Origin of the sequence: Sphingopyxis sp. J-6 (assembly GCF_046603995.1) — a bacterium.
Classification (GTDB): Bacteria; Pseudomonadota; Alphaproteobacteria; order Sphingomonadales; family Sphingomonadaceae; genus Sphingopyxis.
In genome coordinates, this window is the sequence record NZ_CP145810.1 from 366,011 (window position 1) to 386,606 (window position 20,596).

Genomic DNA, 20,596 nt, shown 5'->3' on the forward strand with positions numbered 1-20,596 from the left:
CGATGACGCGGGTTCTGGCCTGCCTCGTCGCGGTCGTCGCACTGGGAGTCGCAGGCTGGTTCGGTTTTCACGCGCTGGGCGGCACGCGGACGCTGGCCAGCGTCGCGATTCCGTTCAAGGCAGCCGAAAACCTGCCCGACACGCCCGCCGAATGGCGTGGGCGGATCGACTATGTTGCGTTCGACCGCGAGCTTGCCGCGCTCGCGCAGCGCCCCGAGATGGCGGGGCTGGCGGTTGCGGTGGTCGAGGATGGCGAAATGCGGTTCGTCCGCACCTATGGCGTCGCCGACCGGTCGACCGGGGCGCCGGTCACCGCGCATACATTGTTCCGCTGGGCGTCGGTTTCGAAAACCGCGACCGGCGCCATGGCGGCCGCGCTGGCTCATGACGGCGCGGTCGATCTCGACCGCCCGGTCGCCGACTGGCACAGTTCGCTGCGCCTGCCCGGCGGCGCCGAGCAGCGGATTACGGTGGGCGACCTGCTGGCCCAGCGTACCGGCCTGACCAAGAATGCCTATGACGAGAAGCTGGAGGAGGGGCAGGACCCAGCCGTGCTGCGGCAGGGGCTCGCCGCCGCGCCGCTGCAATGCGAACCGGGCACCTGCCATACCTATCAGAATATCGCCTTCGATGCCGCGAGCGAGATATTGGCCAAGGCAGCGGGCAAACCCTTCGCCGATAGCGTCGAGGATCGCTTCTTCCTGCCGCTCGGCATGGTCAGCGCGGGATATGGGATGAACCGGCTGACCGGTGCGAAGGACTGGGCGAGGCCGCACAACGGCGCGCAGGTCAGCCCGCTCAAGGAGGCCTATTGGCGCGTTCCCGCAGCCGCCGGCGTCGAAAGCGATATCGTCGATTTCGCCACCTGGATGCAGGCGATGATGGGCAGCCGCCCCGATGTGCTGCCCGAGGCGGTGTTGCAGATCGCGCATCGCCCGCGCGTCGGCACGGCGCATCTTTACGGCGGCGCGCTGCGTCAGGCGAACAAGGATGCGGCCTATGGCCTTGGCTGGCGAAGCTTTACCTATGGCGGCCACCGGCTCGAAGGCCATTCGGGTGCGGTCGCGGGCTATCGCGCGACGATGATCTTCGAACCGGCGACGCGGACGGGTGTCGTCGCCCTGTGGAACAGCAATTGGGGCTTTCCCTTCCGCATCCCCTTTGCGGCGATGGACAGCTATCACAAGCGCCCCGATGCACGCTGGCTCGACCTCAGCGAATTGCCGCCGGCGAAACGCGAACCCACGCGGGCCGGTCCGATCGTCGCGGTGCCGAAGGGGTAGCACACTTGCCCGCCTGTCCGCGGCCCGTGTATCAGGCGCGCCGGGGACCGAGAGGAGAAACATCGATGCGCGTGCTGCTGACCGGTTCATCTGGCTGGCTGGGGCGTTATCTTGCGCCCCTGCTCGCCGATAACGGCCATGCGGTCACCGGGCTCGATGTCGTTCCCGGCGCGCATACGGGGGTGGTCGGCACGGTTGCCGACCGGGCGCTCGTCGACCGTGTCATGGCCCAGCATGGCATCGAGGCCGTCATTCATGGCGGCGCGCTGCACAAGCCCGACATCGTGCGTTATCCGCGGCAGGCGTTCGTCGATGTCAATGTGACGGGGACGCTGAACCTGATCGAGGCGGCGGTCGCGGCGGGCAACGACCGTTTTCTCTTCACCTCCACCACCTCGCTGATGGTGCGCGCCGACGTGCGCGAAGGGGCTGGCGAGGCGGGGGCGTGGTGGATGGACGAGGATTTCGGGCCGCTCGAACCGCGCAATATCTATGGCATCACCAAGCTCGCCGCCGAACAGGCATTGAAGCTGGTCCACCGCGAACATGGCATCAACATCGCGATCCTGCGCACCGGACGTTTCTTCCCGGAGGATGACGATACGCATGTCAGCCCGAGCGGCGAGAATCTGAAAGCGAACGAACTGCTCAATCGGCGCCTGACGGTCGAGGATGCCGCCGCGGCGCATCTCGCCGCGCTGGAGGCCGCGCCTGTGATCGGCTGCGACAGCTTCATCCTCTCCGCCCCGCCGCCGTTCGGGCGCGAGGAAGCCGAAGAGCTGGCGCGCGATGCGCGCGCGGTGATCGCGCGGCATTATCCCGATGCGGCGGAGCTTTACGCCGCGAAGGGGTGGGTGCTGCCCCAGACGATCGAGCGCGTCTACGACCCGTCGCGTGCCGAGCGCCGCTTCGGCTGGCGGGCGGAGAGCGATTTCGGCAGCGTGCTCGCTGCGCTGCGCGAAGGCGGCCCGCTGCCTTTTGCGCACGACCCCGATTACACATCCCCCATCGTCCGACAGGAGCGCGAAGCATGTATGTGCTGATCACCGCCAATCGCAATTATTCGAGCTGGTCGCTGCGCCCGTGGGTGCTGATGAAAGGCCTCGGCATCGCGTTCGAGGATCAGATCGAGCCGTTCACCAACCCGATCAACTATGACGAATTCCGCAGTTTCTCGCCGACCGGGCAGGTGCCGGCGCTGCTCGACGAAGGGCGGACGGTTTACGATTCGCTCGGGATAACGCTTTATCTTGCCGACCGGCACGAGGGTGTGTGGCCGGCCGATCCCGATGCGCGCGCCTGGGCGCAATGCGCGGCCGCCGAAATGCACAGCGGCTTTGCGGCGCTGCGCAGCGATTGCACGATGAATGTCGGCGTCCGGGTGACGCCAAAGCCGCCGTCGGGCGCGCTCCGGCTCGATGTCGCGCGTATCCGCGAACTGTTCGCCGAGGGGCTGTCGCGGTTCGGCGGGCCCTATCTGGCCGGCGCCAGCTTTACCGCCGTCGACGCTTTCTTCGCCCCGGTCGCCTTTCGCATCCGCACCTATGGTCTCGAAGCCGGGGCCGGGCAGGCGTGGGTCGATCATATGCTGGCGCATCCGGCGATGCTCGACTGGGAGCAGCAGGCACTCGCCGAAAGCTGGCGCGAGGAAAGCCATGAGGCCGAACTGGCGGCGGCGGGGGCGGTTACCGCGGATTACCGAACGGCTTGACCGAACCTTGTCATTGCGAGGAGCGGAGCGACGAAGCAATCTCCAGCCCACGTTATGCTGGAATGAGGGCTGGAGATTGCTTCGCTGCGCTCGCAATGACGGCAATTAGTCGGCGAGCGCCTCGCGCACCACCGCGATCCCGGCCTCGCGCTGCGCCTTGAGTTCGGCCTTCAGCTTCGCCGGATCGCGGGCAAAAACGAATCCGAAGCTGACCCCGCCTTCCTTGCCGATCGTCGCATGGTGGAGCTTGTGCGCCTGCACCAGCCGCTTGGCATAGCCGCGTCGCGGCACCCAGCGGAAATAGCGCTGGTGGACGAGCCCGTCGTGCACCAGCGTGTAGATGATGCCATACAGAAGGATGCCGAGGCCGATCCATGTTCCCGGCTCCCACGCCGCCGCGCCCATGATCATCGGGCTGCCGACGGCGAACATTGAAATGCTCATCGCGGCGCCGACGATCGCGAACAGGTCGTTCTTTTCCAGCAGCTTGTCGTGCGGCTCGTGATGGTCGCGGTGCCAGGCCCAGCCGAAACCGTGCATGATATATTTGTGGCTCGCCCAGGCGATGCCCTCCATCGCCACTACAGTGGCAAGGATGAGCGTGAGGATGGCGAATGGCGACATGGGCCGAGTATAGGCGCACCGGGTCATGCAGACTACCACCCCTTTTTCGTCATGCCGGGCTTGATCCGGCATCCATCACAGCGGCGGCGGCCATGGACCCCGGATCAAGTCCGGGGTGACGAAGGAAAGGGTAGATAGCCGACGAACGGAAATTGCGTTTTTGACCGCCACTCGCTTGCATTGTTATCGCACAGGCGTAAGTGCACCGCATGACCCGGCCCCGCACCCTTTACGAGAAAATCTGGGACGCGCATGTCGTCGAACAGCGCCCCGATGGTACCGCCCTGATCTTCATCGACCGCCACCTCGTCCATGAAGTCACCAGCCCGCAGGCGTTCGCCGGGCTTCGCGCCAGCGGCCGCACCGTGCGCCGCCCCGACCTGACGCTCGCGGTGCCCGATCATAATGTGCAGACGACGGCGCGACTCGACGCGGCCGGCAACCGCCTGCCGATCGCCGATCCCGAGAGCGCGGCGCAGCTCGCCGCGCTCGAGAAGAACGCGCCCGAATTCGGCATCCGCTATATCGACGCGGTCGCGCCCGAACAGGGCATCGTCCATGTCGTCGGCCCCGAACAGGGCTTTTCGCTGCCCGGCACGACGATCGTCTGCGGCGACAGCCACACCGCCTGCCACGGCGGCATCGGCGCGCTCGCTTTCGGTATCGGGACGAGCGAGGTCGAGCATGTGCTGGCGACGCAGACGCTGTTGCTCCAGCCGTCGAAGACGATGGAAGTGCGCGTCGAGGGCGATGTTGGTCCCGGCGTGTCGGCGAAGGACATCATCCTCCACATCACCGGGGTCATCGGCGCCGCGGGCGGCACTGGCCATGTCATCGAATATACCGGCAGCGCGATCCGCGCCCTGTCGATCGAAGGCCGCCTGACCGTCAGCAACATGGCGATCGAGGGCGGCGCGCGGGCGGGCCTGATCGCGCCCGACGAGACGACGTTCGAATATCTGAAGGGACGCCCCTATGCGCCGAAGGGCGCCGACTGGGACGCCGCGGTCGCCTGGTGGAAAAGCCTCGCGACCGATGCAGGCGCCAGTTACGACAAGGTTGTCGTCATCGACGCCGCCGACATCGCGCCGAGCGTCACTTGGGGAACTAGCCCCGAGGACGTCGTTCCGATCACCGGCGTGGTTCCCGATCCGGCGAGCTTTGCCGATCCGTCGAAGCAGACGGCCGCCGCCAAGTCACTCGCTTATATGGGACTCGAACCCGGTACCCGGATGCAGGACGTGCCGGTCGAGAATATCTTCATCGGGAGCTGTACCAACAGCCGCATCGAGGATCTGCGTGCCGCCGCCGCGGTGATCAAGGGGCGCCACAAGGCCGACAATGTCCGCTGGGCGATCGTCGTTCCCGGTTCGGGGCTCGTCAAGGCGCAGGCCGAGGCCGAAGGGCTGGATCGCATCTTTACCGAAGCGGGGCTCGAATGGCGCGAGCCCGGCTGTTCGGCCTGCCTCGCGATGAACCCCGACAAGGTGCCCGCGGGCGAACGCTGCGCGAGCACCAGCAACCGCAACTTCGTCGGCCGTCAGGGCCCGGGCAGCCGCACCCACCTCGTCAGCCCGGCGATGGCGGCGGCGGCGGCGGTGACCGGGAAGCTGACCGATGTGCGGGAGTTGATGGCATGACCCCGATCGAAAAGGTCGAAGGCCGCGCGATCCCGCTGGGCCTCAAGAATGTCGACACCGACGTGATCATCCCCGCCCACTGGCTGAAGACGACGAGCCGCGAGGGCATGGGGCGCGGCGCATTCGAGACGCTGCGCGCCGATCCCGGCAATCTGTTCGACAGCGCCGAGTACAAGGGCGCGCCGATCCTGATCGCGGGCGATAATTTCGGTTGCGGATCGAGCCGCGAACATGCCGCATGGGCGATCGGCGACTTGGGCATCCGGGTCGTCATCGCACCCAGCTATTCGGACATTTTCTCGGGCAATGCGGTGAAGAACGGCATATTGCCGGTGGTGCTGCCGCAGGCGGCCATCGACCGGCTGATGGAGGTCGCGGCAACCGATCCGATCCATGTCGACCTCGACACCCAGACGGTGACGACGCCGTTTCAGGACCGCTTCGCGTTTGAGATCGACCCGTTCCGCAAGATGTGCCTGCTCGAAGGCCTCGACGAGATTTCGCTGACCGAAAAGAGTGATGCCGCGATCGGCGCCTATGAGCAGAAGCTCGACGCCGATCGCCCGTGGCTGCGGCCGCAAGCCGCCGCATGAATTAACGGTACCGGCCCGCTCCCCCTCCCGGCCTCCCATAGGCTACTATCGTTGGGGAGGCCGGGAGGGGGAGCGGGCCGGTACCGCAACAACGCAGAAGAGGAGAAGATGATGAAGGCTCTCTTGTCGACCGCAACCGGTGGTCCCGAAACGCTGACGCTGGGCGAACTGCCGCGCCCGACCGCGGGCAAGGGCCAGATCGTGATCGATGTGAAGGCCTGTGCCGTCAACTTCCCCGACGTGCTGATCATCGAGGATAAATATCAGTTCCGCCCCGAACGCCCCTTTGCGCCCGGCGGTGAAGTCGCGGGGCTGGTCGCCGAGGTCGGCGAGGGCGTGACCGAGTTCAAGGTCGGCGACCGGGTCATCGCGGGCTGCGGCAATGGCGGCATGTCGGAAGCGATCGCGGTCGGCGTCCACAATGTCTATCACCTGCCCGAAGGCCATGATTTCGCCGAGGGCGCATCGCTCCTCATGACCTATGGCACCAGCATCCACGCGCTGGTCGATCGCGGCCATATCGAAGAAGGCGACACGCTGCTCGTGCTCGGCGCATCGGGCGGTGTCGGCATTGCGGCGGTCGAGCTGGGCAAGGCGTTCGGTGCGCGCGTCGTCGCGGGCGTGTCGAGCGAGGAAAAGGCCGAAATTGCGCGCCAGGCGGGTGCCGACGAGGTCGTCGTCTATGGCCGCCAGCCGTTCGACAAGGACCAGTCGAAGGAGCTGGCGAACAAGTTCAAGGCGGCGGTCGGCGGCGATGGCGCGAACGTCATCTATGACGCGGTTGGCGGCGACTATGCCGAGCCGGCGCTGCGTTCGATCGCGTGGGAAGGGCGCTATCTGGTCGTCGGTTTCCCGGCCGGCATCCCGCGCCTGCCGCTCAACCTGACGCTGCTCAAGAGCTGCGACGTCGCGGGCGTGTTCTGGGGCGCCTTCGTTGCGCGCGAACCGGAGCGCAATCGCGCCAATATCGCGCGGCTGTTCCAGCTTTGGGAACAGGGCAAGATCAAGCCGCGGGTCACCGGAAGCTTCGCGCTGGCCGACGGCGGCAAGGCGATCGCCAAGCTGGGCGACCGCAGCGCGGTCGGCAAGCTGGTCGTCACCATCTGAAATATCGTCCCGACCCCGCGCTGGCCGCCGCTTTGGCCGCTCTGGCGGAGCAGGGCCGGATCGAGGTGCGGGTGACGCCGGGCGCCGGCCGCGACACGGTCGCGATCGTCGATGGCAGCGTGCACGTACGCGTTACCGCGCCGCCCGCCGATGGCGCTGCGAACGCGGCGGTACTCCGCGTGCTGGCCGCGGCGCTGGACAGGCCGCCACGCGATTTGACGCTGCTCCGTGGTGGAAAAGCACGGTTGAAGCTGATCGGAATTGCCGAAGGTTAACCCTTTATCAGGGGGTGCAGCCTATCCCTGCTATCCGATTAGCTGGGCCAAGGGTGTCTGCAATGGCGACTCGCCGTTCGACGAGTGATGAGCATGCCGCGAGTCTCGCGAACATTTCGCGTACCCGCCGCGCGCAGCTTATCGCCGAGTTCGAGGGCGAGCTGGGCATCGACCACAAGGCACGCGCCCGCGCGGCCTATGAGGCGAAGCGCTGGGAGGTGATCAAGACGATCATCGTCTGGACGATCGCGGTGATGTTCTTCACCATCGCGTGCCACAAATTATGGCTGATGGGGCAGGATGTCGACGAGCCTTTCTCCGACATCAATCCGGTCGAAAGTCTGTTCGGCGAATAGCGCGCTAGGGTCCGTACTCAATTACAGCGGCGTCGAGGTTTGAAGCAAAATGGCCCAGTGCGAGGAGCGAAGGCGAAGGAATATGTCGATATTTCAAGCCTTCTCGACGAAGCAATGGGCCATTTTGATCAAATCCCTTCGGGACGCCCAAATGGCTTCCATCTCGGCCCGAAAGCCGCTTGGAAAGGCCACCAGCCTTCCCGGCGCGTCTTTCGGCCCGACCTGTTCGCCATTTGGGCGCCTCGACGCCGCTGTAATTGAGTACGGACCCTAACTGTTCAGCGGTTTTCGGCTTCGCGCCGCGCGGTAATGATTTCGACGCTGTCCATGATCGCCGCCATCGCTTCGCTCGCCGGAGCGGCGTCGGAGCGTTTGCGCGAAAACTGGCCGCCGGCCATGATCTCCTCGAGCGCGGCGCGGGCGCGCGAGACGCGGCTTTTCATCGTGCCGAGCGCGCAATCGCAGATATTTGCCGCTTCCTCATAGGACATGCCGCCCGCGCCGACGAGGATCAGCGCCTCGCGCTGGTCCTGCGGCAATTCCATCAACCCGCGCTGGAGGTCGGCCATTTCGCCCGAATCCTCCTGCACTGCCGGGGTCGATAGCGTCCGTTCGACAACGCCTTCGTCATATTCGCCGCGAAATTTGTTGCGGCGCATCTGCGACAGGAAGGTATTGCGCAGGATGACGAAGGTCCAGGCCTTGATCGAGGTGCCGCGCTCGAACCGGTCGCGCGACGCCCACGCCTTGACCATCGTATCCTGCGTCAGGTCGTCGGCGAGATCCGGATTGCCCGACAGGCTGCGGCCATAGGCGCGCAGATGCGGGATGACGGCCGCGAGCAATGTCTTGAACTCCTGATCGGAGAGCGGATCGGAGGGCGTGTCCGTTTCATCCCGCGACTGCGGCGCGGCTTGGGGAAGAGCCATTATTGTTTCGGGCTTTTCTGGTCGAGCTGCGAAAGAAGATCGAGCATGTTGTCGGGCAATTGCTCGGCGACGATGTTGCCGTAGATCATGCGCAGCTTGGCGCTCACCGGTTCGGGCGCCTGCCGTCCGGTCAGCGTGCGGTGCCACTGGTCGCTGCCCGTGCCGGGGAAGCTGCCCTGCGCCCGCTGAGGCGCATCGGGGCCGGGGCGCGGGGGCCCCTTGCCGTTGATCCTGTTGTTGCCGTGCGTAGCCATGCCGAAGCAACGACAGAAAGGGCGTCAGGTTCCCGCGACTTTTTCTTTTTGCGACGAAAGCGTTGCCAAGAAACAACAGTTTGCCTAATTTCGGGATAAGCGGGTGTTCAGGCCTGCGGCGAGGGGTCGCCAATTTTCCTGTCAAAGGACAGGACGGGGGAGCATCGCTTGCTTTCGGTTATCTATGTGAGCGTCGCCGATCCGTTGATCGGCGCAGAGGAGATTGCCGCAATCGTCGGTGAGGCCCAGCGCAACAATGCGCGCGACGGGCTGACGGGTGCGCTGATTTATAACGGCCATAATTTCATGCAGCTTCTCGAAGGGCCGGCCGACAAGGTCGAAGCATGCCTCCGGACGATCCGTGACGATGCGCGTCATAGCGGGATGGTCGAAATTCGCCGCCGCGATGTCGACCGGCGCGATTTTGCCGAATGGTCGATGCTCTACACCGGGGATTTTAGCGGTCATGACGACGCCTTGCATCGGCTCGCTGCCGGGGCCGGGCTCGATCCGCAGGACGAACGGATGATGAGCAATTTCATGGCTTTGGGCCGGCGGGGCGGAGACGGTTGAAGCGGTTCCGGTTGCATCGGTGACGCGACGCGCTAAGCCGGACAGGAATTTTTGCCGAAACAAATCAAACAAAGGCTATATTATCAGCGACCTAACACCTCAACCGCTCGACGACGACAGCTTCAAGCATGAGCTGGCGGCGATGCTGCCGCACCTGCGCGCGTTCGGGCGCAGCCTGACTGGCAACGCCGATCTGGCGGACGATCTGGTGCAGGAAACGATGCTGAAGGCGTGGAAAGCGCGTGCGCAATATATTCCGGGGCCATCGAGCATGAAAAGCTGGGCCTTCGTCATTTTACGCAACTGTTTCCTGTCGCAGATGCGGCGTAAGAAATTCACCGCCGATTATGACGAAATGGCGGCCGAACGGATGCTTGTCGCGCCCGACGATCAGGACGACAGCCTGCATCTCGCCGACGTCCAGCGCGCGCTGCTGATGCTGCCCGTCGACCAGCGCGAGGCGCTGGTGCTGATCGGCGCCGGCGGCCTCAGCTATGAAGAAGGCGCCGAGATTTGCGGTTGCGCGGTCGGGACGATGAAAAGCCGCGTGTCGCGGGCGCGCACCGCGCTGCACGCCATCCTCGAAAGCGGCACGATGCCGCTGCGCAGCGGTGACGTGCTGCCGTCGAGCGACGTCTTTCGCGCGATCATGGACGACGTCGACCATCTGACTGCGAACGGCCCGGCCGGCGACTGAGTTTGCGTAGCTGGAATGGCGGTTAACGGCTGGGAGTTTCCTCATCCATCATCGTCACCCCGGACTTGATCCGGGGTCCATGACTTCAGCGCGGCGATGGATCCCGGATCAAGTCCGGGATGACGAATGGGAGCAAACGAACGCCCGCTCCCCACCCCAATGCCGACTTGGCTTCGGAGCAGGCTGATACCGTCCGGACCCTGGATCAGGCCGCGAGCTGCGGAGTGAACAGCAGGCTCTGGCTGATCGCCGCGCGGACGGTATTTTCGCGGAACGGCTTCGAGATCAGGAAGGTCGGTTCGACGCGGTGGCCGGTGAGCAGGCGTTCGGGAAAGGCGGTGATGAAAATTGCCGGCACCGGCGCCCGCGCCAATATATCCTGTACCGCGTCGATCCCCGACGATCCGTCGGCGAGTTGGATATCGGCGAGGACGAGGCCGGCATCGGTCGCCTCGAATGCCGCGACGGCATCCTCATGCGTGGTCGCGATGCCCGCGACGTCGTGACCAAGCCCGCGGACGATCGATTCGAGTTCCATTGCGATCAGCGGTTCGTCCTCGATGATCAGCACCGACGTCCGCGATTCGCGGTCGATCTCGCCCACCGCATCGGCGAGCAAAGATTCGACCGTGTCGTTGTCGGCGCCGGTGATGATCGCCGTTTCCTCGACCGAGAAGCCTTCAAGCGCGGTGAGGAGGAGCATCTGGCGGCCGAGCGGGGTGATCGCCGCGAGGCGGCGGTTGGCGTTGCGGACGAGCATATCCTCTTCGTCGTCGCCTTCGCCGTCGTCGATATAGGCGCTTTCCCAGATGCGGTGGAAGTTGCGGTAGAGATCGATCCGCGTGCCGTTGCCGGCGCTGAATTCATCGGGCGCGGCGACGATCACCTCCAGCGTCGTGTGAACGAAATTGTCGCCATGCTGCTGGCTACCGGTCAGCGCGCGCGCGTAGCGGCGCAGGAACGGCAGGTGTCCGCGGATTTCTTCGCCCAATGTCATGATCAGCATGCTCCCTCTTGAACAATGCATACGCGGCGCGGGGGAAGCGGTTCCCGTTTTTTGCTGCAACCAGTCGGTCCGCGATGCGTAGAGTCAGCCGGGACGCAATAAAGCAATGCCGTAAGCGGATGGAAAGGTGCGACTTTCCTGCGTTTTTGGCCTTCAGGCTTTTTTAGGGACCAGATTCATGGCAGAGCGCCCCGGGGGACAAATTGGCGATAAGCCGTCAACCGGCGCAGAGGGGAAAATCTTGGCAGATGCAGGGGAGGGCGATGCGACACAGCGTGAACGGCTGAGGCTCGATACCCTGCGCGAATATCGCCTGCTGGATACCCCGCCCGAGCAGGCCTTCGACCGGGTGACCAAGCTCGTCGCCGACCTTTTCGATGCCCCGATCGCCCTCGTCTCGCTCGTCGACGACTGTCGCCAGTGGTTCAAGTCGGCCTATGGCCTCGACGTCGCCGAAACGTCCCGCGACATCAGTTTTTGTCAGTTCGTCGTTGCCGACGAGCAACCGTTGATCGTCACCGATGTGCTTGGCGATGCGCGGTTTCGCGACAATCCGCTGGTTACCGGCGACCCGTTCATCCGTTTCTACGCCGGCGTGCCGCTGCGCGCCTATAACGGGACGGTGCTCGGCACCCTGTGCCTCATCGATCGCAAGGAGCGCGCGATGCTGGACACCGCCGAATTGACCCGGCTGGAGGACCTTGCGGCGATCGTCATGGCCGAGGCCGACCTGCGCCGCATCGCGGCCGAGCGCGACGATGCCCGGCACATGCTCGAACGCGCGCTCGACTTTTCGGGTATCGCGACCTGGCAATATGATGCCCGCGATGGCAAAATCCGCTGGCGCGGCGCGGTGGCCGAACTCTGGGGCGGCGACTATCGCGAGGCGCTGACGACGATCGACGGCTTCTTCGAGCGGCTGCACGCCGACGACCGCGAGCAGGTGCGCGCGATTCTGGAGGAATCGGTCGCAAACGGCGCGCCCTATGCGACCGAATATCGCATCGTCCATCCCGAACGCGGCGTGCGCTGGGTCGGCGTCCGCGGCGATTGGGACGTCCGCGCCGACGAGGCGCTGCTGACCGGGGTGAGCATCGACATCACCGAGCAGAAGAGCCGGCAGGAAAATGCCAATCTGCTGATGCGCGAACTGCACCACCGGATGCGCAACCTGTTCGCTACGGTCAGCGCGATCATCTCGCTCACCCGCCATTCGGCGACCGATGTCGACGATTATGTCGAGCGAATCAGCAGCCGCCTCGACGCGCTCAACCGCGCGCAGAATGTCCTGCTCGGCGCCAATTTCATGACCGGGTCGATGCATGCGCTGATGCGCGAGGTCGAAGCGGCGTTTCCGCGCATCCGCTGGACCGGCCCCGACCTGCTGCTCCCCGAAAATGCCCTTGTTGCGATGGCGCTGCTGTTCAACGAGCTCGCGACCAACGCGGTCAAGCATGGGGCGCTGACCGGCGACGACGGGCGCGTCGAGGTGAGCTGGACGCAGGACGAGGAAGGTGCCGAGCCGCGGCTGTTCCGCCTCCACTGGTCCGAGACGGGCGGTATCGCGGAGGTCGTCGAGCCGACCCGCACCAGCTTCGGCACCCTGCTGATCGAGCGCAGCGTCCGCAACAATCTGGGCGGCACGATCGAACGGCGCTGGGAGCCGACCGGGCTGGTCGTCGATATCGCGCTCCCGGCAAAGTGGCGCGACGCCTAACCCAGGTTATTTTGTTCTTTCTTTGTTCCATGCTAGACACGGGACATGTCGACCAAGCCGATTCTGGAAAAGCTCGCCGTGCTTGCGGACGCGGCCAAATATGATGCGTCGTGCGCGTCCTCGGGAACGGTGACGCGCGACTCGACGGGCACGAAGGGGATTGGTTCGACCGAGGGCATGGGCATTTGCCACAGCTATGCTCCCGACGGACGCTGCATCTCGCTGCTCAAGATCCTGCTCACCAATTTCTGCATCTACGACTGCCGCTTCTGCATCAACCGCGCGTCGAGCAATGTCGAGCGGGCGCGCTTCAACCCGCAGGAGGTCGTGCGGCTGACGCTCGATTTCTACAAGCGCAACTATATCGAGGGGCTCTTCCTGTCGTCGGGCATCATCCGCTCCGAGGATTATACGATGGAGCAGCTCGTCGAGGTCGCGCGCATCCTGCGCGAAGAGCATCGCTTTCAGGGCTATATTCACTTGAAGACGATCGCGGGCGCAGACCCGGGGCTGATCGCGCTGGCGGGGCTCTATGCCGATCGTCTCTCGACCAATGTCGAACTGCCGACCGAGGCCGGCCTGCAAAGTTTCGCGCCCGAGAAGAAGCCCGCGACGATCCGCAAGACGATGGCATCGGTGCGCGTCGGCGAATCCGATGCGATCGACGCGGCGAAGAGCCGGCTGATCGGCAAGGCGAAACCGCCGCGCTTCGCGCCGGCGGGACAATCGACGCAGATGATCGTCGGCGCCGATGCCGCGCGCGACGACGATATCTTGCAGACCGCGACGAACCTCTATTCGGGGTACCAGCTCCGCCGCGTCTATTATTCGGCGTACAGCCCGATCCCCGACGCGAGCAGCGACCTGCCGCCGGTGCGGCCGCCGCTGATGCGCGAACACCGGCTGTATCAGGCCGACTGGCTGCTGCGCTTTTACGGTTTCGAGCGCGCCGAGATCATGGAAGGCGCGAGCGGAGGTATGCTCGATCTGGCGATCGATCCCAAGCTCGCCTGGGCGCTCCAGCGGCGCGAGGCCTTTCCGGTCGACATCAACCGCGCGCCGCGCGAGTTGCTGCTGCGCGTGCCGGGGCTGGGAACGAAGGCGGTCGACCGGATCGTCGCGGCGCGGCGGCTGGGCAAGCTCAGGCTCGGCGACCTCGCCAGACTGACGGCGTCGGTGAAGAAGCTGCTGCCCTTCATCGTCACCCCCGACTGGCGGCCGGGCAAGCTTACCGACAGCGCCGACCTGCGCGCGCACTTCGCGCCGCCGGCGGAACAACTGGCGCTCGCGCTGTGAGGGAGGTGGTCCTGACGGAGCCAGGCGATTTTGCCGAATGGCGGCGCGCGGCGCGCGGGCTGCTCGCCGGCGGCGTGGCGCCGGACGAGGTGAGCTGGCGCGGCAGCGCGGAGGGCGCGTCGCTGTTCGGCGATGCGGTTGCGGCGGCGCCGGTGGGGCAGCTCAGCCTGCCGCGCGAGCTGGTCGAGATCGCCGAACGCGTCATCTGTCACCGCGATCCGGAAGTGCCGGCACGGCTTTATCGGCTTGTCTGGCGCGTGTTGCACGACCGGCATTTGCTCGCGCGGACGACCGACGCCGAGGTCGCCTGGCTGCGGGGCGCCGACAAGGCGATCCGCCGCGACGTCCACAAGATGCATGCCTTCGTCCGCTTCCGGCGGCTGGGCGAGGAAGCGGGCCGCGAAAGCTTTGCGGCGTGGTTCGAGCCGACGCATCGCATCTTGCGCTTCACCGCGCCTTTCTTTCAGCGCCGCTTTTACGGGATGGACTGGGCGATCCTGACCCCCGATGCGCGCGCGATCTGGCAAGGCGAGACGCTGAGCTATGGCCCGGGCGGGACGAAGAACGACGTGCCCGACAGCGATGTCGTCGAGGACCAGTGGCGTACCTATTATGGCGCCATCTTCAACCCGGCGCGGGTGAAGATCGACGCGATGCGCGCCGAGATGCCGAAGAAATACTGGAAAAACCTGCCCGAAGCGCAGGATATCGCGCCGTTGCTCGCGGGCGCCGAAGCGCGGGTGGAACGCATGCGCGAGGCCGCCGTTTCGCTTGCGAACCCGTTGACCGACAAATGGCGGACGCGCGTGCCCGACGAATTGCTCCTCGACGACGATGTGAAGACGCTGGGCGACGTCGCGCGCGCGGTCGATCGCTGCACGCGCTGCCCGCTCTATTGCAACGCGACGCAGGGCGTGGCGGGCGAGGGGCCGGCGGCGGCGCGTATCATGGTCGTCGGCGAGCAGCCGGGCGATCAGGAGGATCTGCAAGGGCGGCCCTTCGTCGGCCCCGCGGGGCAGGTGCTGGACGCGGCGCTCGACGAGGCGGGGCTCGACCGGCGGCGGCTGTTCCTCACCAATGCGGTCAAGCATTTCAAGTATGAGCCGCGCGGCAAAAGGCGGCTGCACCAGAATCCGACGACGGGCGAAATCGATATCTGTCGCTGGTGGCTCGACAAGGAGCGTGCCTTCGTCCAGCCCGAGCTGATCGTCACGCTCGGTGCGAGCGCGCTGCGCGGGGTGACAGGGAAAAGCGCGAGCATCAAGTCGATGCGCGGTGCGGTGCACGAATTGGCCGGGGGCACGAAGCTGATCGCGACGATCCATCCCTCCTTCCTGCTGCGCCTGCCCGACCGCGAGCGCGCGGCCGAGGAGCGCAAGATGTTCGTCGCCGATCTGGCGCTGGCGCGGAAACTCACCGCCTGATGGCGAAGACGAAGACCTGGATCGAGCCGCACCCGGGCGGCATCTATGTGAAGCCCGCCGACCTGTGGATCGACCCCTCGCGCCCCGTCGAGCGCGCCGCTGTGACCCACGGTCACGCCGACCATGCGCGCAGCGGCCATAGCGCGGTCTTCGCGACGCCCGCGACGCTGGCGATCATGGCGCTGCGCTATGGCGTCGATGTCGAGGCGAGCCATAATCAGGCGTATGAATATGGCGACGGCTTCGAACGCGGCGGGGTGCGCTTCAGCTTCCATCCCGCCGGGCATGTGCTCGGTAGCGCGCAGATATTGATGGAATATGCGGGCGAACGGATTGTCGTTACCGGCGACTACAAGCGGCGTGCCGACCCGACCTGCGCGCCGTTCGAGGTGGTGCCGTGCGATATCTTCGTTACCGAGGCGACCTTCGGCCTGCCGGTATTCCGTCACCCGCCGACGGCCGACGAGATCGCCAAGCTGATCGGCGCGGTGCGCGCCGAGCCCGATCGCTCGGTGCTTGTCGGCGCTTACGCGCTCGGCAAGGCGCAGCGGGTGATCGCCGAACTGCGCGGCGCGGGGTGGGACGCGCCGATCTATATCCACGGCGCGCTCGAGCGCATGTGCCAGCTTTATGCGCTGCACGGGGTCGACCTTGGCGAACTGCGGCTCGTTTCGGAAACCGACAAGGCAGAAATGGCAGGGCAGATCGTCCTCGCGCCGCCCTCGGCGCTGAACGACCGCTGGTCGCGGCGGCTGCCCGATCCGGTGACCGCGATGGCGTCGGGCTGGATGCGCGTGCGCCAGCGCGCGCGGCAGCGGATGGTCGAACTGCCGCTCGTCATTTCGGACCATGCCGACTGGGACGAGCTGACGACGACGATTTCGGAGGTGAACCCGAAGGAGAGCTGGATCACCCACGGCAGTGAGGACGGCCTGCTGCGCTGGTGCGAACTCACCCAGCGCAGGGCGCGCGCGCTGCACCTCGTCGGTCGCGATCTGGAGGAAGAGGCGTGAAGCGCTTCGCGGCCCTGATCGACCGGCTGATCTACACGCGTTCGCGTAATTCGAAGCTGGCGCTGATCGTCGATTATCTGCGCCATACGCCCGATCCCGACCGCGGCTGGGCGATCGCGGCGCTGACCGAGAGTCTCGACTTTCCGGCGGTGAAGGCGGGGACCGTGCGGGCCTTGCTCGCGACGCGGGTCGACGAGGAACTGTTCCGCCTGTCGCGCCATTTCGTCGGCGACACCGCCGAGACGGCGGCGCTGCTGTGGCCCGACGCGCCCGGGAAGAAAGCCGACCTCAGCGTATCGGAGGCGGTCGATGCGCTGGCGGCAACCAGCCGCAGCGATGCGCCCGCGGTCGTTGCATCCCTGCTCGACCGGCTCGATGCCGACGGGCGCTATGCGCTGCTCAAACTGGCCTTGGGCGGAATGCGTGTCGGGGTGTCGGCGCGGCTCGCGAAGCAGGCGTTTGCGCAAGCGTTCGACGTGCCCGTCGACGATGTCGAGGAGCTGTGGCACGCGATCCCGCCGCCTTATGCGCCGCTCTTCGCGTGGGGCGAGGGGCGGTCCGAGCGGCCGGACCTTAAGGACGTTGCTTTCTTCCGTCCCTTCATGCTCGCGCATCCGCTCGAGGAGGAGAGCATCGACCTTGCCGACTATGCCGCCGAATGGAAATGGGACGGCATCCGCGTGCAAATTGTCCGCGGGGGCAGCGAGACGCGCATCTACAGCCGCGGTGGCGAGGAGATCAGCGCGGCGTTCCCCGAGCTGATCGCCGCCTTCGATCAGGAGGCGGTGATCGACGGCGAACTGCTCGTGCGCGGCGAGGTGCAGGGCGGCGAGGCGGCGAGCTTCAACGCGCTGCAACAGCGGCTCGGGCGCAAGACGGTGTCGAAGAAGATGCTCACCGAATATCCCGCGTTCGTGCGCGTCTATGACCTGCTTGGCGTCGATGGCGACGATTTGCGCGCCCTGCCATGGACCGAGCGGCGGCGGCAGTTGGAGGCCTTCGTCCCGCGCCTCGCGACCAGCCATTTCGACCTGTCGCAGGTGATCGACGCGAAGGATTTCGACGACCTCGCCGAACGCCGCGCGGGCGCGCGCGATGCGGCGATCGAAGGGGTGATGCTCAAGCGCCGCGACGCACCCTATGTGGCGGGGCGCCGCGCCGGGCTGTGGTACAAGTGGAAGCGCGACCCGCTCACCGCCGATTGCGTGATGATGTATGCGCAGCGCGGCAACGGGCGCCGCGCGAGCTTCTATTCGGATTATACCTTCGGCTGCTGGTCCGACGCGGGTGAACTGCTGCCGGTGGGAAAGGCCTATTCGGGTTTCACCGACGAGGAGTTGAAGTGGCTCGACAAGTTCGTCCGCGACAACACGCTGAACCGCTTCGGCCCGGTGCGCGAGGTCGAAAAGTCGCTGGTGCTCGAGGTTGCGTTCGATTCGATCCACAGCAGCAAGCGCCACAAATCGGGGCTGGCGATGCGTTTTCCGCGCATCGCGCGTATCCGCCGCGACAAGCCCGCCGAAGAGGCCGACCGGCTCGCGACGCTGCAGGCGATGGTGACGTAGGGTCCTGACCCTAGCCTCTTTTGCCTCATCATCCCGGACTTGATCCGGGATCCATTCAGCCAGCGTCGCCGGTGGATCCCGGATCAAGTCCGGGATGACGAAAGAGTATATGCGTCGGCAGAAGCCAATGCGTGGGAAATCTATCGATTATCCAAAGAAAAATTCCGCGTCACGGCCTTGCAACCCGGCTAGGCGATCACGAGTTTAACGCCGCAAACCGCCAAGAAAAAATGGAGACTGTCATGACGATCGCCCATCCTCCTCTCCCCTATGCTCAGGACGCGCTGGAGCCGCATATTTCGGCCGACACGCTGGCGACGCATCATGGCAAGCACCACAAGGCCTATGTCGACAAGGTCAACGCCGCGATCGAAGGCACCGACCTCGCCGACAAGCCGCTCGAAGAGATCGTTCACCACGCCGAAGGGTCGGGCAACAAGGGCCTGTTCAACAATGCGGCGCAGTCGTGGAACCATGCTTTCTATTGGGAAAGCCTGAGCCCGTCGAAGACCACGCCCGCGGGCGACCTTGCCGCCGCGATCGACCGCGATTTCGGCTCGCTCGACGAGCTCAAGAAGAAGCTCAAGGAAACCGCCGTCAACCATTTCGCCTCGGGCTGGGCGTGGCTCGTCTCGCGCGACGGCACGCTGTCGGTCACCGACACGCATGATGCGGGGACCGAACTGACCGCGGGCATCAAGCCGCTGCTCGTCATCGACGTGTGGGAGCATGCCTATTATATCGACCGCAAGAACCTGCGCCCGGCCTATGTCGATGCGGTGGTCGACGAACTGCTGAACTGGGATTTCGCGGCCGAGAATCTGGCGCGCGATACGACCTGGACCTATCCGGCGTAAGCCGATGATCCTCCCTGTGCCGCAGGCATGGGGAGGTGGCAGCGCGAAGCGCTGACGGAGGGGTAATGGCGCCACGTCGCGGCCCCTCCGCCATCGCTGCGCGCCAGCGAGGACCCCGAGTGTTCATGCGCTTGGACCTATCCCGATGATCGCGATCCGCCTATAGGGCCGCCATGACGATCAGCCTGTTCGAACTCTTCAAAATCGGTGTCGGTCCCTCCAGCTCGCATACCGTCGGGCCGATGGTCGCCGCGCGGCGGTTCACCGTCTGGCTCGACGAGCAGGCTTTGCTGACCAAGACCGTCCATGTCGAAGCCGACCTTTACGGGTCGCTCGCGCTGACCGGGAAGGGGCACGCCGCCGACACCGCGGTGGTCGCGGGGCTGGCGGGCGAAATTCCCGCCTCGACCAGCCTTGCCGCGATCAAGGCGCATTGGGATCGTGCCGAGAGCGAGGGCTTTATCTATCTGCTCGGCCGGCAGCGGGTGCGCTTCCTGCCGAAAAGCGACCTGCATTTCCAGATGCGCCAGCGCCAGCCGTTCCACAGCAATGCGCTGAGCTTCACCGCGCGCGACGGCGACGGCGAGATTTTGGCGAAGCGCATGTATTTCTCGATCGGCGGCGGCTTCGTCGTCGACGAGGACGAGGCGGGACGCAACAGCCGCGGGGCGGAGGATGAGGTCGAACTGCCCTATCCCTTCACCTCGGGCGCCGACTTGATCGCGATGGGCAAGGCGTCGGGCCTCAGCTTTGCCGAAATGATGTTCGCCAACGAAGTACGTCACCGCCCGCCGAACGAGGTGACGGCGGGTATCGATGCGATCGCCGAGGCGATGGATGCCTCGATCGATGCGGGCTGTTCGAGCACGGGCATTCTGCCCGGGGGGCTCAAGGTCAAGCGCCGCGCGCCGCAGATCGCCGACGACATCCGCAACCGCCACGAGACCAATCTGATCGACCCGCTCGCGATGATGGACTGGATCAACCTGTGGGCGATGGCGGTGAACGAGGAAAATGCTGCGGGCGGCAAGGTCGTGACCGCGCCGACCAACGGCGCGGCGGGGATCATCCCCGCGGTGATCCGCTTCTACCGCCGCGGCTATCGCGGCGACGCCGCCGGGGTGCGCACCTTCCTGCTCGCGGCGGGCGCGGTCGGCGCGCTGTATAAACGCAACGCCAGCATCTCGGGTGCCGAGGTCGGCTGCCAGGGCGAGGTCGGCGTCGCCTGTTCGATGGCGGCGGCGGGGCTGACCGCGGCGCTCGGCGGCACCAACGCGCAGGTCGAGAATGCCGCCGAGATCGGCATGGAACATAACCTCGGCCTTACTTGTGATCCCATTGGAGGGCTGGTCCAGATCCCGTGCATCGAACGCAACGCGATGGGCGCGATCAAGGCGATCGACGCCAGCCGCATCGCGATGATCGGCGACGGCACGCATGTGGTGAGCCTCGACACGGTGATCGCGACGATGCTGCAAACCGGCCGCGATATGCGGGATAAATATAAGGAAACGTCGAAGGGCGGACTGGCGGTTAGTGTGGTGGAGTGTTGAGGACTACGCTTCTTCCTTCGTCACCCCGGACTTGATCCGGGGTCCATTCACGCCAGCGCCGGAATAGTGGATCCCGGATCAAGTCCGGGATGACGAAGGCGTGAAAGCCTCGGTTGCACTGGT

The 20,596-nt window shown here is 65.6% G+C and carries 21 protein-coding genes; 17 read left to right on the forward strand and 4 right to left on the reverse strand.

Annotated elements, in window-relative coordinates; genetic code table 11:
* Nucleotides 1–2 precede the first annotated feature (2 nt).
* From V6U71_RS01955 to V6U71_RS01965, 3 genes are all read left to right on the forward strand, one after another.
* On the forward strand, nt 3–1,283 hold the full coding sequence (locus V6U71_RS01955; protein WP_411340752.1) for a serine hydrolase domain-containing protein: 1,281 nt from the start codon (nt 3–5) through the stop codon (nt 1,281–1,283).
* A gap of 65 nt (nt 1,284–1,348) precedes the next feature.
* Entirely contained in the window at nt 1,349–2,326 is a 978-nt protein-coding gene (locus V6U71_RS01960) for an NAD-dependent epimerase/dehydratase family protein (RefSeq protein WP_411340753.1), read from the forward strand.
* Nucleotides 2,314–2,994, forward strand: coding sequence for a glutathione S-transferase family protein (locus V6U71_RS01965; protein ID WP_411340754.1), 681 nt, complete (start codon nt 2,314–2,316; stop codon nt 2,992–2,994). The genes V6U71_RS01960 and V6U71_RS01965 overlap by 13 nt, the downstream gene beginning before the upstream one ends.
* A 105-nt stretch (nt 2,995–3,099) precedes the next feature.
* Here V6U71_RS01965 and V6U71_RS01970 read toward each other — a convergent pair whose 3' ends face one another.
* On the reverse strand, nt 3,100–3,618 hold the full coding sequence (locus V6U71_RS01970) for a sterol desaturase family protein (RefSeq protein WP_411340755.1): 519 nt from the start codon (nt 3,616–3,618) through the stop codon (nt 3,100–3,102).
* Between the two features lie 209 nt (nt 3,619–3,827).
* Here V6U71_RS01970 and leuC point away from each other — a divergent pair, with 209 nt between their 5' ends.
* The 5 genes from leuC (at nt 3,828) to V6U71_RS01995 (ending at nt 7,589) form a co-directional block, all read left to right on the forward strand.
* Nucleotides 3,828–5,258 (forward strand): 3-isopropylmalate dehydratase large subunit, encoded by a 1,431-nt coding sequence (gene leuC / locus V6U71_RS01975; RefSeq protein WP_411340756.1) that lies wholly within the window; start codon nt 3,828–3,830, stop codon nt 5,256–5,258.
* On the forward strand, nt 5,255–5,851 hold the full coding sequence (gene leuD / locus V6U71_RS01980) for a 3-isopropylmalate dehydratase small subunit (protein WP_411340757.1): 597 nt from the start codon (nt 5,255–5,257) through the stop codon (nt 5,849–5,851). The genes leuC and leuD overlap by 4 nt, the downstream gene beginning before the upstream one ends.
* A 111-nt stretch (nt 5,852–5,962) precedes the next feature.
* Entirely contained in the window at nt 5,963–6,958 is a 996-nt protein-coding gene (locus V6U71_RS01985) for an NADPH:quinone oxidoreductase family protein (protein ID WP_411340758.1), read from the forward strand.
* A 32-nt stretch (nt 6,959–6,990) separates the two neighbouring features.
* Nucleotides 6,991–7,233: a DUF167 domain-containing protein gene (locus V6U71_RS01990; protein ID WP_411340759.1), complete on the forward strand. Its 243-nt coding sequence runs from the start codon at nt 6,991–6,993 to the stop codon at nt 7,231–7,233.
* A gap of 62 nt (nt 7,234–7,295) precedes the next feature.
* Nucleotides 7,296–7,589, forward strand: a complete 294-nt coding sequence (locus V6U71_RS01995) for a hypothetical protein (protein ID WP_054588984.1) — start codon at nt 7,296–7,298, stop codon at nt 7,587–7,589.
* A gap of 278 nt (nt 7,590–7,867) precedes the next feature.
* Here the strand turns inward: V6U71_RS01995 and V6U71_RS02000 are convergent, their stop codons facing one another.
* A complete protein-coding gene (locus tag V6U71_RS02000) occupies nt 7,868–8,518 on the reverse strand; it encodes a sigma-70 family RNA polymerase sigma factor (RefSeq protein WP_411340760.1) in 651 nt (216 codons plus the stop codon).
* Nucleotides 8,518–8,772 (reverse strand): NepR family anti-sigma factor, encoded by a 255-nt coding sequence (locus V6U71_RS02005; RefSeq protein ID WP_054724460.1) that lies wholly within the window; start codon nt 8,770–8,772, stop codon nt 8,518–8,520. The genes V6U71_RS02000 and V6U71_RS02005 overlap by 1 nt, the downstream gene beginning before the upstream one ends.
* 168 nt (nt 8,773–8,940) lie before the next feature.
* Here V6U71_RS02005 and V6U71_RS02010 point away from each other — a divergent pair, with 168 nt between their 5' ends.
* A complete protein-coding gene (locus tag V6U71_RS02010) occupies nt 8,941–9,345 on the forward strand; it encodes a BLUF domain-containing protein (protein WP_411340761.1) in 405 nt (134 codons plus the stop codon).
* Nucleotides 9,346–9,487: 142 nt separating this feature from the next.
* Nucleotides 9,488–10,042, forward strand: a complete 555-nt coding sequence (locus V6U71_RS02015) for a sigma-70 family RNA polymerase sigma factor (RefSeq protein ID WP_411340762.1) — start codon at nt 9,488–9,490, stop codon at nt 10,040–10,042.
* 205 nt (nt 10,043–10,247) lie between these two features.
* Here V6U71_RS02015 and V6U71_RS02020 read toward each other — a convergent pair whose 3' ends face one another.
* Nucleotides 10,248–11,039: a response regulator gene (locus V6U71_RS02020; RefSeq protein ID WP_411342295.1), complete on the reverse strand. Its 792-nt coding sequence runs from the start codon at nt 11,037–11,039 to the stop codon at nt 10,248–10,250.
* Nucleotides 11,040–11,289: 250 nt separating this feature from the next.
* On the opposite strand from V6U71_RS02020, the gene V6U71_RS02025 reads away from it, so the two are divergent.
* The 7 genes from V6U71_RS02025 to V6U71_RS02055 all read left to right on the forward strand — a co-directional run bounded on the left by V6U71_RS02025 (nt 11,290) and on the right by V6U71_RS02055 (nt 20,473).
* A complete protein-coding gene (locus V6U71_RS02025; RefSeq protein ID WP_411340763.1) occupies nt 11,290–12,765 on the forward strand; it encodes a sensor histidine kinase in 1,476 nt (491 codons plus the stop codon).
* A 45-nt stretch (nt 12,766–12,810) separates the two neighbouring features.
* Nucleotides 12,811–14,061, forward strand: coding sequence for a putative DNA modification/repair radical SAM protein (locus V6U71_RS02030; protein ID WP_411340764.1), 1,251 nt, complete (start codon nt 12,811–12,813; stop codon nt 14,059–14,061).
* Entirely contained in the window at nt 14,058–15,485 is a 1,428-nt protein-coding gene (locus tag V6U71_RS02035) for a UdgX family uracil-DNA binding protein (RefSeq protein ID WP_411340765.1), read from the forward strand. The genes V6U71_RS02030 and V6U71_RS02035 overlap by 4 nt, the downstream gene beginning before the upstream one ends.
* Nucleotides 15,485–16,498 carry a ligase-associated DNA damage response exonuclease gene (locus tag V6U71_RS02040; RefSeq protein ID WP_411340766.1) on the forward strand — a complete coding sequence of 338 codons (1,014 nt, stop codon included), beginning with the start codon at nt 15,485–15,487 and terminating at the stop codon, nt 16,496–16,498. Before V6U71_RS02035 ends, V6U71_RS02040 begins: the two co-directional genes overlap by 1 nt.
* Complete coding sequence (locus tag V6U71_RS02045) at nt 16,495–18,063, forward strand: cisplatin damage response ATP-dependent DNA ligase (protein ID WP_411340767.1); 1,569 nt, start codon at nt 16,495–16,497, stop codon at nt 18,061–18,063. Before V6U71_RS02040 ends, V6U71_RS02045 begins: the two co-directional genes overlap by 4 nt.
* A 242-nt stretch (nt 18,064–18,305) precedes the next feature.
* Complete coding sequence (locus V6U71_RS02050) at nt 18,306–18,920, forward strand: superoxide dismutase (protein WP_411340768.1); 615 nt, start codon at nt 18,306–18,308, stop codon at nt 18,918–18,920.
* Nucleotides 18,921–19,093: 173 nt separating this feature from the next.
* Nucleotides 19,094–20,473, forward strand: a complete 1,380-nt coding sequence (locus V6U71_RS02055; protein ID WP_411340769.1) for an L-serine ammonia-lyase — start codon at nt 19,094–19,096, stop codon at nt 20,471–20,473.
* Nucleotides 20,474–20,596 lie beyond the last annotated feature (123 nt).

Coding starts and splice junctions, on each gene's coding strand:
- V6U71_RS02050 (WP_411340768.1), top strand. CDS start 18,306: ATGACGATCGCCCATCCTCCTCTCCCCTATGCTCAGGACGCGCTGGAG.
- V6U71_RS02005 (WP_054724460.1), bottom strand. CDS start 8,772: ATGGCTACGCACGGCAACAACAGGATCAACGGCAAGGGGCCCCCGCGC.
- V6U71_RS01970 (WP_411340755.1), bottom strand. CDS start 3,618: ATGTCGCCATTCGCCATCCTCACGCTCATCCTTGCCACTGTAGTGGCG.
- V6U71_RS02020 (WP_411342295.1), bottom strand. CDS start 11,039: ATGACATTGGGCGAAGAAATCCGCGGACACCTGCCGTTCCTGCGCCGC.
- V6U71_RS01985 (WP_411340758.1), top strand. CDS start 5,963: ATGAAGGCTCTCTTGTCGACCGCAACCGGTGGTCCCGAAACGCTGACG.
- V6U71_RS01960 (WP_411340753.1), top strand. CDS start 1,349: ATGCGCGTGCTGCTGACCGGTTCATCTGGCTGGCTGGGGCGTTATCTT.
- V6U71_RS02040 (WP_411340766.1), top strand. CDS start 15,485: ATGGCGAAGACGAAGACCTGGATCGAGCCGCACCCGGGCGGCATCTAT.
- V6U71_RS02015 (WP_411340762.1), top strand. CDS start 9,488: ATGCTGCCGCACCTGCGCGCGTTCGGGCGCAGCCTGACTGGCAACGCC.
- V6U71_RS01955 (WP_411340752.1), top strand. CDS start 3: ATGACGCGGGTTCTGGCCTGCCTCGTCGCGGTCGTCGCACTGGGAGTC.
- V6U71_RS02030 (WP_411340764.1), top strand. CDS start 12,811: ATGTCGACCAAGCCGATTCTGGAAAAGCTCGCCGTGCTTGCGGACGCG.
- V6U71_RS01995 (WP_054588984.1), top strand. CDS start 7,296: ATGGCGACTCGCCGTTCGACGAGTGATGAGCATGCCGCGAGTCTCGCG.
- V6U71_RS02055 (WP_411340769.1), top strand. CDS start 19,094: ATGACGATCAGCCTGTTCGAACTCTTCAAAATCGGTGTCGGTCCCTCC.
- V6U71_RS01965 (WP_411340754.1), top strand. CDS start 2,314: ATGTATGTGCTGATCACCGCCAATCGCAATTATTCGAGCTGGTCGCTG.
- leuD (WP_411340757.1), top strand. CDS start 5,255: ATGACCCCGATCGAAAAGGTCGAAGGCCGCGCGATCCCGCTGGGCCTC.
- V6U71_RS02000 (WP_411340760.1), bottom strand. CDS start 8,518: ATGGCTCTTCCCCAAGCCGCGCCGCAGTCGCGGGATGAAACGGACACG.
- leuC (WP_411340756.1), top strand. CDS start 3,828: ATGACCCGGCCCCGCACCCTTTACGAGAAAATCTGGGACGCGCATGTC.